General features: G+C 64.2%; 12 protein-coding genes. 8 read left to right on the top strand and 4 right to left on the bottom strand.

Going from position 1 to position 13090, the window contains the following annotated elements; all coding sequences use genetic code 11:
• The first annotated feature begins 2 nt into the window (after positions 1 to 2).
• Complete coding sequence (gene arsC / locus V8U06_RS05145) at positions 3 to 425, top strand: arsenate reductase (glutaredoxin) (protein ID WP_427139757.1); 423 nt, start codon at positions 3 to 5, stop codon at positions 423 to 425.
• Positions 418 to 1128 (top strand): arsenical resistance protein ArsH, encoded by a 711-nt coding sequence (gene arsH, locus V8U06_RS05140; RefSeq protein WP_427139756.1) that lies wholly within the window; start codon positions 418 to 420, stop codon positions 1126 to 1128. The genes arsC and arsH overlap by 8 nt, the downstream gene beginning before the upstream one ends.
• A gap of 42 nt (positions 1129 to 1170) precedes the next feature.
• Here arsH and arsK read toward each other — a convergent pair whose 3' ends face one another.
• Both arsK and V8U06_RS05130 read right to left on the bottom strand, forming a co-directional pair.
• Positions 1171 to 2376: an arsenite efflux MFS transporter ArsK gene (arsK, locus tag V8U06_RS05135; RefSeq protein WP_427139755.1), complete on the bottom strand. Its 1206-nt coding sequence runs from the start codon at positions 2374 to 2376 to the stop codon at positions 1171 to 1173.
• Positions 2377 to 2394: 18 nt separating this feature from the next.
• Complete coding sequence (locus V8U06_RS05130) at positions 2395 to 2736, bottom strand: ArsR/SmtB family transcription factor (RefSeq protein ID WP_427139754.1); 342 nt, start codon at positions 2734 to 2736, stop codon at positions 2395 to 2397.
• A gap of 42 nt (positions 2737 to 2778) precedes the next feature.
• Here V8U06_RS05130 and V8U06_RS05125 point away from each other — a divergent pair, with 42 nt between their 5' ends.
• Both V8U06_RS05125 and V8U06_RS05120 read left to right on the top strand, forming a co-directional pair.
• The gene (locus V8U06_RS05125) at positions 2779 to 3300 is read left to right on the top strand and encodes a DUF6428 family protein (protein ID WP_427139753.1); all 522 of its coding nucleotides are present in this window, start codon (positions 2779 to 2781) and stop codon (positions 3298 to 3300) included.
• Between the two features lie 118 nt (positions 3301 to 3418).
• A complete protein-coding gene (locus V8U06_RS05120) occupies positions 3419 to 3763 on the top strand; it encodes a cupin domain-containing protein (RefSeq protein ID WP_427139752.1) in 345 nt (114 codons plus the stop codon).
• 154 nt (positions 3764 to 3917) lie between these two features.
• On the opposite strand, the gene V8U06_RS05115 is transcribed toward V8U06_RS05120, so the two are convergent.
• Positions 3918 to 5168 carry a cytochrome P450 gene (locus V8U06_RS05115; RefSeq protein WP_427139751.1) on the bottom strand — a complete coding sequence of 417 codons (1251 nt, stop codon included), beginning with the start codon at positions 5166 to 5168 and terminating at the stop codon, positions 3918 to 3920.
• A 65-nt stretch (positions 5169 to 5233) separates the two neighbouring features.
• On the bottom strand, positions 5234 to 6985 hold the full coding sequence (gene ggt, locus V8U06_RS05110; protein WP_427139980.1) for a gamma-glutamyltransferase: 1752 nt from the start codon (positions 6983 to 6985) through the stop codon (positions 5234 to 5236).
• A 320-nt stretch (positions 6986 to 7305) separates the two neighbouring features.
• On the opposite strand from ggt, the gene clpP reads away from it, so the two are divergent.
• The 4 genes from clpP (at position 7306) to hupB (ending at position 12853) form a co-directional block, all read left to right on the top strand.
• Positions 7306 to 7938, top strand: a complete 633-nt coding sequence (gene clpP, locus V8U06_RS05105; RefSeq protein ID WP_427139750.1) for an ATP-dependent Clp endopeptidase proteolytic subunit ClpP — start codon at positions 7306 to 7308, stop codon at positions 7936 to 7938.
• 283 nt (positions 7939 to 8221) lie between these two features.
• On the top strand, positions 8222 to 9499 hold the full coding sequence (gene clpX, locus V8U06_RS05100; protein ID WP_427139749.1) for an ATP-dependent Clp protease ATP-binding subunit ClpX: 1278 nt from the start codon (positions 8222 to 8224) through the stop codon (positions 9497 to 9499).
• A gap of 449 nt (positions 9500 to 9948) precedes the next feature.
• The gene (lon, locus tag V8U06_RS05095; RefSeq protein ID WP_427139748.1) at positions 9949 to 12372 is read left to right on the top strand and encodes an endopeptidase La; all 2424 of its coding nucleotides are present in this window, start codon (positions 9949 to 9951) and stop codon (positions 12370 to 12372) included.
• A gap of 205 nt (positions 12373 to 12577) precedes the next feature.
• A complete protein-coding gene (gene hupB, locus V8U06_RS05090) occupies positions 12578 to 12853 on the top strand; it encodes a DNA-binding protein HupB (RefSeq protein WP_023516583.1) in 276 nt (91 codons plus the stop codon).
• Positions 12854 to 13090 lie beyond the last annotated feature (237 nt).

Here is a 13090-nt window from a genome sequence, read left to right as displayed (position 1 = left end):
CCATGGACGTCACCATCTATCACAACCCCGCCTGCGGCACGTCCCGCAACACGCTGGAGATGATCCGCGCCGCCGGCATCGAACCGACCGTGATCGACTATCTGACATCGCCGCCGTCGCGCGACGGGCTGGCAAGCATGATCGCCGACGCCGGATTGACCGTCCGCCAGGCGATCCGCGACAAGGGCACGCCCTATGCGCAATTGGGTCTCGACGATCCGGCGCTGACGGACGACCAGCTGCTCGACGCCATGCTGAAGGATCCGATCCTCATCAACCGTCCCTTTGTCGTCACGCCCCTCGGCACGCGGCTCGCCCGCCCCTCCGAGACCGTGCTCGACATCCTGCCGGATACGTTCAAGGGCGCCTTCTTCAAGGAAGACGGCGAGCAGGTCCTCGACGGGGAAGGAAAGCGCGTTGTCTGAGACCTTTCCCGCCTTGCAGGCGCAGCATCTTCGCCAGCCTGACCTCGACGCATTGCGGCCAGCCTTTTCGACGCACAAGCCGCGCATCCTGATCCTCTACGGTTCCTTGCGGGAGGTGTCCTACAGCCGGCTGCTGGCGCACGAGGCTCGGCGTCTCCTCGAACAGCTGGGATGCGAGGTGCGCCTGTTCGACCCGAGAGGATTGCCGCTTCCGGACGAGGCTCCGACCGGCCATCCGAAAGTGCGGGAATTGCGCGACCTGTCGCAATGGTCGGAAGGCCAGGTCTGGGTCAGTCCCGAGCGCCACGGCGCGATGACGGGCATCATGAAGGCCCAGATCGACTGGATCCCCCTGTCGCTGGGATCGATCCGGCCGACACAGGGAAAGACGCTGGCGATCATGGAAGTCTCGGGTGGGAGCCAGTCCTTCAACGCCTTGAACCAGATGCGCGTGCTCGGCCGCTGGATGCGGATGATCACGATCCCCAACCAGTCGTCCGTCGCCAAGGCCTATCAGGAGTTCGACGCCGACGGCAGGATGAAGCCGTCGTCCTACTACGACCGCGTTGTCGACGTCTGCGAGGAACTGGTGAAGTTCACGCTGCTGACACGGGATGCTTCGGCCCACCTGACGGATCGCTACAGCGAGCGGAAGGAGCAGGCGGCCGAACTGGAAAAGCGAGTCCACCTCAAGTCGATCTAGGGCGAAAAGGCGTCGGCCGTGTCGCGAGACGTTCGCTCGCCATCAGGCAACGCCGTCACGCCGCACCGAAGCGGCGACGGCGACGGCGACGAAGGCGAGGATGCCGAGGGTGCTCAGCGCGGCGATGGCGAACAGCGAGAGGGTGGTTCCGACATGGTTCATGGCGGCCGCGAAGGCAAAGGGGGCGGCGGCGCCCGTCGCCAGCCGCGCCGCCGCCATCTTGCCGGTGATCGCACCATAGCCTTCTGACCCGAAGAGATAGAGCGGCAGGCTGCCCTGCGCGATGCTGTTGATGCCCGAGCCAAGGCCAAGGCAGACGGCGAAGGCCACGGCGCCGGGCAGCCAGTCGCCCGACACGCCGAGAATCACCGCACCGGCGACCATCAGCGCCGCGGAGACGATCGCAAGGCCCGGCGGCGACAGGCTCTTCCCGAAGACCATGTTGATCAGCCGGCTGAGAACCTGCGCCGGACCGAACAGGGAGCCGATCGCGACCGCCGCGCCGCCGAGGCCGATGGTGCGAAGCATCGGCACCATATGGGCAAGGGTCGCGGCCAGCGTGAAGCCCGACAGCGAGAAGGCGAGGGAGACCAGCACCATGCCGCGGCGGCGCGCCTGCGGCGCGAGAGCGCCGACGACGGTCTCGCGCAGCCGGGTCTCGCCCCGCCCGGCGCCACGCCGTCCGTCACGCCGGATCCAGAAATGCAGGGGCATGCAGACGAGAAGGTTCAGGGCGGCGAACACCAGGTAGATTTCCCGCCAGGTGAGATATCCGGTCAATGTCGCGGCGATGGGCCAGAAGATGGTGGACGCAAAACCGCCGATGAGCGTCAGATAGGTGATGCTGCGGGCGGCCGTCCGGGGTTCGCTTTCGACCAGCGTCGCGAAGGCGGCCTGGTACTGCACCATCCCGGAGGAGACCTCCATGAGGACGATGGCGAGGGCGAAGAGCGGGACGGACGGCGACCAGGCGCTGAGCACCAGGGTGAGGGCGGCAAGCGCGGATCCGAGCGTCATCACGGTCGCCGCGCCGATCCGGTCCATGCGCCTGCCGATGAACGGCGCGGACAGGCCGCCGACGAACAGCGAGAGCGAGAAGACCGCGAAGACCCCTTCCAGGCTGATGCCGAGATCCCGGGCCATTCCGGGGGCGAGGATGCTGAAGGAATAGTAGAGCGTGCCGTAGCCGATGATCTGCGTGACACCCAGGGCGGAGACGATGCCCGCCGGAACCTTGGTCGTATGCACTGCGGTCTTCCTTGGCGTCTATGCTTCGCGCGGGCTGCAGCAGGTGGATCGCTCGACCGAGCCGCGAATGTCGGGATGTCCCGCGCAACAGTCTTCCATCAGGAATGTCACCAGCGCGGCCAGCGTATCGTAGCTTGCGCTGTAGACGATCGAGCGGGACTCCCGGCGCTGGGAGATGAGCCCGGAGCGCTCGAGTTCCTTGAGATGGAACGACACGTTGGACGGGGAGACCTCCATGCGTTCGGCAATCGCGCCGGCGGGCAGGCCCTCGGGGCCGGCCACGACCAGGGTGCGCACGATGGAGAGCCGGGTCTCCTGGGCAAGGGCGGCGAAGGAAGAGAGGGCTTGACGGTCGTCCATATTTCAATAATCCTTGAATTATTGAATAGAGGATAGCCGCAAATGAACGCGATCGACAATAGCCCATCCGACAAAACCGATATCTCTCTTGGGGAGTTGCTCGGCGAGGCCGCGAAGACCCCGGACCTGCCGCTGGTGTTCCTGTACGACGGAAAGCCCGTGAAGCCCGGCTATCACGTGACAGAGGTCAAGGCCGGTCAGTTCTCCGCGCTCGACTGCGGGGCAAATCCGGAGGCGTGGTCGGAAATCTTCGTGCAGCTATGGGATATCGAGGAGGGTGAGCGGACCCATATGACGGCCGGAAAATTCTCCGCCATCGTCCGCAAGGTTTCCGAACATGTCCGTCTCGACGGTGCCGCCAGGCTGACCTTCGAAGTCAGCGATGGAGCCCGGCCGATGCAGTTGTTCTGTGCGAAAGATCCCGTCGCTAAGGACGGCGCGCTCCACGTCGTGCTGACGCCACGGCCCGCGAGCTGCAAACCCCGGGACCGTTGGCTGGCCGAAGAGAAGATAAAAGCCGCATCCTCGTGTGCCCCGTCCGCCGGGTCCCGGTGTTGCAGCTAGTGACCGGCTCGTTCGTCCCGAAGGCTCAGATAATTCGGCTTGAACTCAATACCGCCCTAGACAGACGGATCAGGCGAATTACACCTGACAGTCCCCTGAGGCATGAGAAGAACCCATCATGAGCTATGCACGCAATTTCGACATTTCCGGCATCGAACCGGAGGCCGGCCGTCCGGCCGCCGACAGGCTGATTTCGGGCGACCCGGTCTTCACCACCTGGAACATCGAGGAAGCCGACGGCGGCATCTATGCCGGCATCTGGCAGTCGACGCCGGGCAAGTGGCGCATCCAGTATGACGAATGGGAATATTTCCACATCCTCGAAGGCCGCTCCATCGTGACCTCGGACGAAGGCGAGACGTTCGATCTGAAAGCCGGCGACCGGCTGGTCTTCAGGCCGGGCTTCAAGGGAACCTGGGAAGTCGTTGAAACGACTCGCAAGGACTACGTCATCCGGCTCTAGGAAAATCCCGGCGAACGCTGGTTCGCCGGATTTGCCCCCAGCGTCTTGTTTTCCGCATTCCTGACGCCGAAGCGATGCCGCTTCGGCTGGAAATGCTTCTTTCCTGTCGCATTGTCCGACGCTGAAGCGATATCGCTTCAGCTGGAAATGCTTGTCACCATTCAAGCTCCAGCGCCTCGAGCCCGTGGAAGTGATAGACATCCTTCACCACGGGCTTTCTGGCGATCCTGAGGCCCGGCAGGCGCTGGAAGAGGATCGGCAGGGCGATGTTCAGTTCCAGCCGCGCGAGCGGCGCGCCGATGCAGAAATGGATGCCGGCGCCGAAGGAGAGGTTTGCGCCCTCGTCGCGATCCGGCCTGAAGGCGAGCGGATCGGAGAATTTCTTCGGATCGAGATTGGCGGCGGCGAGGATCATCGCCACCTTGTCGCCGCGGCGGAACTGGATGCCGTCGAGTTCGACATCCTCCAGCGCGTAGCGGTCGAAGATATGCACCGGCGCGGAAATGCGCAGGCATTCCTCCACCGTGCGTTCCGTCGCCTTCGCGTCGGAAAAGAGCACGGCCGGGTCCGCGCCGTTTTCCAGGATGGTGCGCACGGCATTGCCGATCTGGTGCACCGTCGCCTCGTGGCCGGCATTCAGCAGCACGATGGTGGTGGAGATCAGCTCGTCCTCGGTGAGCAGCTGTCCCTTGTGCTCGGTATGCACCATGTGGGAGAGCAGGTCGTCGCGCGGCTCAGTGCGGCGCGCGGCGATGACGGTGCGCACATAGTCGGAAAATTCCGCCGCCGCCCTGTCGGCGGCAAGCTCGTCCTCGCGCGTGCGGCCGAACATGTACATGCGCACATAGGCATGCGACCATTTCAGGAGCTGCGGCCCCATCTCGTCGGGAATGCCGATCATGCGGGCGATCATCGTCACCGGCAGGATATCGGCGAAGGCGGCCAGCAGCTCGACGCGCCCGTCCGTCTCGAAGCGGTCGATTGCCTCGTGGCAGAGCGCGGTGATTTCGGGCGTCAGGCGCTCGATCATGCGCGAGACGAAGGCGCGGTTGACCAGCGTGCGCAGCCGCGTGTGCTCCGGCGGCTCCAGCTCCAGCAGCGACCAGGCCTCCGCCGCATCGAAATGCGTCAGGTGGTCCTGCGGCTGCGGCAGGCCGAGTTCCTCGCGCGTCGCCACATGCAGGATCTGCCGGCCGAAGCGGCGGTCGCGCAGGAGCCCGTTCACATGGTCGTAGCCCGTGAAATACCACATCTTCTGCTCTTCCCACCAGAAGGTGGGACAGTGCGCATGCAGCGCCGAATAGACCGGGTTCGGGTCGCGGTAGAAATCGGGATTGCGGCCGTCGAGCGATACGCGGCGGCTGGCGGGATCGATGGAGAGGAAGGGAAGGTGCGTCGTCGTCATGATGCCCATGACCTAGCGGATTTCGCCGCGCCGTGAAAGCGCGGCGTTGTCCGGTCAACAGGGGATCATTTGCCGATGGCGACGCCCTCGCGCCGCGGATCGGCCGCGCCCTTGAGGCCGTCGGCGGCAAGTTCGATGGCGTGCAGGCCCGAATTCATCTCGCCGGCCTTCACCTCGTAGCCGAGCGCCTTCAGCGGTTCGGCGAGTTTTTCCGCCGCCGTGCCCGCTTCGATGTCGTAAGGGCCGAAGCGGTTGATGAGGTGGGGCATGGCGACGATCTCGCCGACATCCATGCCCCAGTCGATATGGGCGATCAGCGCCTGCGCGACATAGCCGATGATCTGGCTGCCGCCGGGCGAACCGATGGCCAGCACCGGCCGGCCGTCCTTCAGCACGATGGTCGGCGACATGGACGAGCGCGGGCGCTTGCCGGGTTCGACGCGGTTGGCGACGGGCAGGCCATCGTCATGGGTCTTGAAGGAGAAGTCGGTCAGCTCGTTGTTGAGGAGGAAGCCGCCCGTCATCAGCCGCGCGCCGAAGCCGTTCTCGATGGTCGTCGTCATGGAGACGACATTGCCGTCCTTGTCGACGATGACGAAATGGCTGGTCGAGGGCAGTTCGAGGGCGGCGTCGCGGCCGACGTTGAAGGCATGGTCCCATTCCGGCTTGCCGGCGGTCACGGCCTCCTTGCCGAGCGCCTTCCCGCCGTCGAGCAGCCGCGCCCGCTCGCCGAGATAGGCCTTGTCCAAGAGGCCCTTGACGGGTGCGGGCACGAAATCGGTGTCGGCGACATAGCGCTCGCGGTCGGCGAAGGCGAGGCGCTGGGCATCGCCGATCAGCCGCCAGCTCTCGGGATTGTCTTTGCCGAGCGCCTTGAGGTCGAAATTCTCTAGCATGCCCAGCATCTGGCCGATGGCGATCGCGCCGGAGGAGGGCGGCCCCATGCCGCAGATGTCGAGCGCGCGATAGGGGACGCAGACCGGCTGGCGCAGCTTGACCCGGTAGTTGGCGAGATCGGCAAGGGAGAGTACGCCGGCATTCCGGCCGGCCATGCGCACGGTATCGACGATAGCCTCGGCAACCGGTCCCTCGTAGAAGGCCGCCGCGCCGCCCCCGGCGATGGCGGCGAGCGTATCGGCATAGGCGGGGTTCTTCAGGATGGCGCCTTCCTTCAGCGGCGCACCCTCGGCATCGAAGAAATAGGACGCGGTCGTCTCGAAGGTCTTGAGGCGGTCGCCTTCCGCCGCGATGAGCCCGGCAAGGCGCGGCGAGACGGCAAAACCGTCGCGGGCGAGCCTTTCCGCCGGGGCGAAGAGATCCTTCCAGGGCGTGCGGCCCCAGCGGTTGTGCGCCTCCTGCAGCAGCATGACGGTGCCGGGCGTGCCGACGGAGCGCCCGCCGACCACCGCGTCGAAGAATTGCAGCGGCGCGCCGTTCTCGTCGAGGAAGAGCTTTGGCGTCGCCTCCATCGGCGCGGTCTCGCGCCCGTCGAGCGTGACGATGCGTTTTGCCGCGGCATCGTAATAGACGAGGAAAGCCCCGCCGCCGAGCCCGGAGGATTGCGGTTCGACGAGGCCGAGCACGGTCTGGACCGCGACCATCGCGTCGATGGCGCTGCCGCCGTCGGTAAGGACCTTTTCGCCGGCCGCTGCCGCCAGCGGATGGGCCGCCGCGACCATGTGGTCCTTCGCGGTCACGACCGTCGCGGCCGCAAGGCCCGTCGCCCGCTCGGGTGCGATGGTGTCGGAGGCCTGCTGGGCGGGCGCGCCGGTGGATGTGAGGACGAGAAGCCCGAGGGCGACGAGGGATCGTTTCATCATGACTGCCTCCGCTGGGAGGCATATAGTGCGGGCATTTGACAAAGGTAGGCAAGGCGGGTGCAGGATGGGGCGACGGGCCGGGACGGCAGGGATCGGGATTCACCCTTTCTTCACCTTGCCGGCGCTTGGCCGGCACTTGGGTTGTGGAAATCCCCGCCCCACGTTGCGTGAGTTAACCGCAATCTCGCATAGAGCGCCGCAAAAGACGGGGCCGTCTTGAAGTCCGATACCCTGACACTCTATGTAGGGAAGACGAAACTTGCTGATTCCCAACGCTTGGCGACGGGTTTCAGGGCCACTTGAGATGAAGGATTGACATGAGAAATCCCGTAGATACCGCCATGGCTCTGGTGCCGATGGTCGTCGAGCAGACCAACCGCGGCGAGCGTTCCTACGACATCTATTCCCGCCTCCTGAAGGAGCGCATCATCTTCCTGACGGGTCCCGTCGAGGATCATATCGCCACGCTCGTCTGCGCGCAGCTTCTCTTCCTCGAGGCCGAAAACCCGAAGAAGGAAATCGCCCTCTACATCAACTCGCCGGGCGGCGTGGTGACGTCGGGCATGGCGATCTACGACACGATGCAGTTCATCAAGCCGGCCGTCTCGACGCTGTGCATCGGCCAGGCCGCTTCCATGGGCTCGCTGCTCCTGGCCGCCGGCCACAAGGACATGCGCTTTGCGACGCCCAACGCCCGCATCATGGTGCACCAGCCCTCCGGCGGCTTCCAGGGCCAGGCCTCCGACATCGAGCGCCATGCCAGGGACATCCTCAAGATGAAGCGCAAGCTGAACGAGGTCTATGTCAAGCATTGCGGCCGCACCTACGAGGAAGTGGAACAGACGCTCGACCGCGACCATTTCATGAGTGCGGACGAAGCCAAGGACTGGGGTCTCGTCGACCGCGTCATCACGAGCCGCGAGGCGATCGAGGGTCCGGACGCGGCGTGATGCCATGCTTTTGCCGCGGATGAAGCTATTGTGACACATTTGTAATGGTCACGGGGCTTTATCCGCCCGGCAAAGCCGTTAATATTGGCCGTTAATGCTATGTTGATGTGTGACGGCCTAGCATTCGGTATTTCGGTGGGGGATTCGTTGCCACCGGTTTGGGCTTAAGCCGCCGGTCAGTACCCCTGGAGCCTTTGAAGAGCGCGCGCGTGATCTGAAAAAGGCGGTTTGAGTGGTCCGGCCATCCTGCAAGGGATGAACGGCGTGCTGGAAGGAAAGTGATATGAGCAAGGTCAGCGGCAGCAACGGCGGCGACTCCAAGAATACCCTCTACTGCTCCTTCTGCGGCAAGAGCCAGCACGAGGTCCGCAAGCTTATTGCCGGACCGACGGTGTTCATCTGCGATGAATGCGTCGAACTGTGCATGGACATCATCCGCGAGGAGAACAAGACCTCGATGGTGAAATCCCGTGACGGCGTTCCCACGCCCCAGGATATCATCAAGGTCCTCGACGAATATGTCATCGGCCAGCAGCAGGCCAAGCGCATCCTGTCGGTCGCGGTGCACAACCACTACAAGCGCCTGGCGCATGCCGCCAAGGGCACGGACGTGGAACTGGCCAAGTCCAACATCATGCTCGTCGGCCCCACGGGCTGCGGCAAGACCTATCTTGCCCAGACGCTGGCCCGCATCATCGACGTGCCCTTCACCATGGCCGACGCCACGACGCTGACCGAAGCCGGTTACGTCGGCGAGGACGTGGAGAACATCATCCTCAAGCTCCTGCAGGCGGCCGACTACAATGTCGAGCGCGCGCAGCGCGGCATCGTCTATATCGACGAAGTCGACAAGATCTCGCGCAAGTCCGACAACCCCTCCATCACCCGTGACGTGTCGGGCGAGGGCGTGCAGCAGGCGCTTCTGAAGATCATGGAAGGTACGGTTGCCTCCGTGCCGCCGCAGGGCGGCCGCAAGCATCCGCAGCAGGAATTCCTGCAGGTCGACACGACGAACATCCTGTTCATCTGCGGCGGCGCCTTCGCCGGTCTCGACAAGATCATCTCCGCCCGCGGCGAGAAGACCTCCATCGGCTTCGGCGCGACGGTGCGTGCACCGGAAGATCGCCGCGTCGGCGAAGTCCTGCGCGAGCTGGAGCCGGAAGACCTGGTCAAGTTCGGCCTCATCCCGGAATTCATCGGCCGTCTGCCGGTTCTGGCGACGCTCGAGGACCTCGACGAGGACGCGCTGATCCAGATCCTGTCGGAGCCGAAGAACGCGCTCGTCAAGCAGTACCAGCGCCTGTTCGAGATGGAAGACGTGGAACTGACCTTCCACGAGGACGCCCTGCGCGAGATCGCCCGCAAGGCGATCGTCCGCAAGACCGGCGCCCGCGGCCTGCGTTCGATCATGGAGAAGATCCTGCTCGACACGATGTTCGAGCTGCCGACGCTGGAAGGCGTTCGCGAGGTGGTCATCTCCGACGAGGTGGTCAAGGGCTCGGCCCGCCCGCTCTACATCTACTCCGAGCGCACCGACGAAAAGGCCAACGTTTCGGCCTGACGGCTCGCAAAACGGTTCAGGAAGGACCCGCCCTCGGCGGGTCTTTTCGTTTCAGGTCGCTATTGAGGTCTTCTAGTGACATTTCGTGACTGGTCGGCTGCGGCCGGAAGGGTCATGATGGCCCACTGTCTGCTTCGCACGGACGTTGCGTCGCGCCGCGGGGCGGGCGAAGATGGAAGACTTCGATTCTGTTTTGCGTAGGCTCCGGCAGGTTGCCGGGGGAAGGCCGCAAGTTCCGCGACAGCGCGGAAGACTAGACTTCCCACGATGGTTCGTCTGGTTCGATGCGGGGGTGGGGCACTCCGGCACCGGACTGTCAGCGGACCGGCATCGGGCTTGAAAAAGCGTTAACCGAACGCCACTTGTGGATGGAAAAGATCGCCGGCCCGGTGCTTCCCAGGCACCGATTGGACCGGTTCCCGGAGACGGGACGTTTGAAAGGAAATGACATGACGAAAAAGACGTCTGCGCCGCACGACTCCACGGCCTTCCCGGTCCTGCCCCTGCGCGACATCGTGGTGTTCCCGCACATGATCGTGCCGCTGTTCGTCGGTCGCGAGAAGTCGATCCGCGCGCTGGAAGAGGTCATGGGCACTGACAAGCAGATCATGCTTGCCACCCAGATCAACGCTTCCGACGACGATCCGGAGACCGACGCCATCTACCGCATCGGCACCGTCGCCAATGTCCTCCAGTTGCTGAAGCTGCCCGACGGCACCGTCAAGGTTCTGGTCGAGGGCCGCGCCCGTGCGGAGATCGACGGCTACACCGATCGCGAGGAGTTCTACGAGGCGATGGCCCATGTGCTGGCCGAGCCGGAAGAGGACCCGGTCGAGATCGAGGCGCTGTCGCGCTCGGTCGTCTCCGAGTTCGAGAACTACGTGAAGCTCAACAAGAAGATTTCGCCCGAAGTCGTCGGTGCCGCGAGCCAGATCGAGGACTACTCGAAGCTCGCCGACACGGTCGCCTCGCACCTGTCCATCAAGATCGTCGAGAAGCAGGAAATGCTCGAGACGACCAGCGTCAAGCTGCGCCTGGAAAAGGCGCTCGGCTTCATGGAAGGTGAGATCTCGGTTCTCCAGGTGGAGAAGCGCATCCGCTCGCGCGTCAAGCGCCAGATGGAGAAGACCCAGCGCGAATACTACCTCAACGAACAGATGAAGGCGATCCAGAAGGAGCTCGGCGACGGCGAGGACGGCCGCGACGAGATGGCCGAACTGGAAGAGAAGATCGCCAAGGCCAAGCTTTCCAAGGAAGCCCGCGAGAAGGCGGATGCCGAGCTGAAGAAGCTGCGCCAGATGAGCCCGATGTCGGCGGAAGCCACCGTCGTGCGCAACTATCTCGACTGGCTGACGGGTATTCCGTGGGGCAAGAAGTCGAAGATCAAGACCGACCTCAACGCCGCGGAGAAGATCCTCGACGAGGATCATTTCGGCCTCGACAAGGTCAAGGAGCGCATCGTCGAATATCTCGCCGTGCAGGCCCGCTCGACCAAGATCAAGGGTCCGATCCTGTGCCTCGTCGGCCCTCCGGGCGTCGGCAAGACCTCGCTCGCCCGCTCGATCGCCAAGGCGACCGGCCGCGAATATATCCGCATGGCGCTGGGCGGCGTGCGTGACGAGGCCGAGATCCGCGGTCACCGCCGCACCTATATCGGCTCGATGCCCGGCAAGGTCATCCAGTCGATGAAGAAGGCGAAGAAGTCCAACCCGCTCTTCCTGCTCGACGAGATCGACAAGATGGGCATGGACTTCCGCGGCGACCCGTCTTCGGCCCTGCTCGAGGTGCTGGATCCGGAACAGAACTCGACCTTCATGGACCACTACCTGGAAGTCGAATACGACCTGTCCAACGTCATGTTCGTGACGACGGCGAACACGCTGAACATTCCCGCGCCCCTGATGGACCGCATGGAAGTGATCCGCATCGCCGGCTACACGGAAGAAGAGAAGCTGGAAATCGCCAAACGGCACCTGCTGCCCAAGGCGATCCGCGACCACGCGCTGCAGCCGAAGGAATTCTCGGTCACCGACGGCGCGCTGATGGCGGTCATCCAGCAGTACACCCGCGAAGCGGGCGTTCGTAACTTCGAGCGTGAACTGATGAAGCTCGCCCGCAAGGCGGTCACCGAGATCATCAAGGGCAAGTCGAAGAAGGTCGAGGTCACGGCGGACAACATCCATGACTTCCTCGGCGTTCCGCGCTTCCGCCACGGCGAAGCCGAGCGCGAGGATCAGGTCGGCGTCGTCACGGGTCTGGCCTGGACGGAAGTCGGCGGCGAACTGCTCACCATCGAAGGCGTCAGCCTGCCGGGTGGCAAGGGCCGCATGACGGTCACGGGCAACCTGCGCGACGTGATGAAGGAATCGATCTCGGCGGCGGCCTCCTATGTCCGCTCGCGCGCTGTCGATTTCGGCATCGAGCCGCCGCGCTTCGACAAGACCGACATCCACGTGCACGTGCCGGAAGGCGCGACGCCGAAGGACGGTCCGTCCGCCGGTATCGCCATGGCGACCGCCATCGTCTCCATCATGACCGGCATCCCGGTCTCGAAGGATATCGCGATGACGGGCGAAGTGACGCTGCGCGGCCGGGTGCTGCCGATCGGCGGGCTGAAGGAAAAGCTGCTCGCGGCGCTTCGCGGCGGCATCAAGAAGGTGCTGATCCCGGAAGAGAACGCCAAGGACCTGGCGGACATTCCGGACAATGTGAAGAACAGCATGGAGATCGTTCCGGTGTCCCGCATGGGCGAGGTGATCGAGCATGCGCTGCTGCGCAAGCCCGAGCCGATCGAATGGGACGGAACGGCCGAGGCGGCCAAGGTTCCGCCGGTCGAATCGACCGACGACGCCACCGGCGCCATCGCGCATTGAGCCGCAAGGCCGGGCCACGCGCCGGGCATTTTGACGGAAAACGGGAAAAGACCGGCCTCTGGGCCGGTCTTTTTCGTTGAAAAGGGTGTGTAAACGCCGGATTCTCAGGGGATTGCCGCGAAATATTCTTGCGGGGAGAGGGGCGATGCGTATTCTGCCCCCGACTTGTATGAGTCGTTTCAAACCGTAAGAAAGGGGTGGAAACATGAACAAGAATGAACTCGTATCCGCGGTCGCTGAGAAGTCCGGCCTCTCCAAGACGGACGCAGCCTCTGCTGTCGACGCCGTTTTCGAGACGATCCAGGGCGAACTCAAGAACGGTGGCGACGTTCGTCTCGTCGGTTTCGGCAATTTCTCCGTATCGCGCCGTGAAGCCTCGAAGGGCCGCAACCTTTCGACCGGCGCCGAGATCGAGATCCCGGCTCGCAACGTGCCGAAGTTCTCGGCCGGCAAGGGCCTGAAGGACGCCGTCAACGGCTGATCCGATACGCCGCAAGACCCCGGGCCGGAAACGGCGCGCGGGTCCTGCAGCATCTGACGCTTCCCAGCGCCTTCGCGTCCTTCACCGGCGTGCGACGCTGTCGGGGCAGGCGGTGACCACTCCGCCGCCGATCCTGAATTTCAGGGTAGGGGTCCGGCTTGTCCGGACCCTTTTTATTTGCGGGATGGAGTTGGCGCCGGGCGGAGACTGTCATCCGCCTGTAACACGAAGACACGA

This window comes from Shinella sp. G-2 (assembly GCF_050172695.1).
Taxonomy (GTDB): domain Bacteria; phylum Pseudomonadota; class Alphaproteobacteria; order Rhizobiales; family Rhizobiaceae; genus Shinella.
This window is presented reverse-complemented; position numbering and strand designations above follow the sequence as displayed.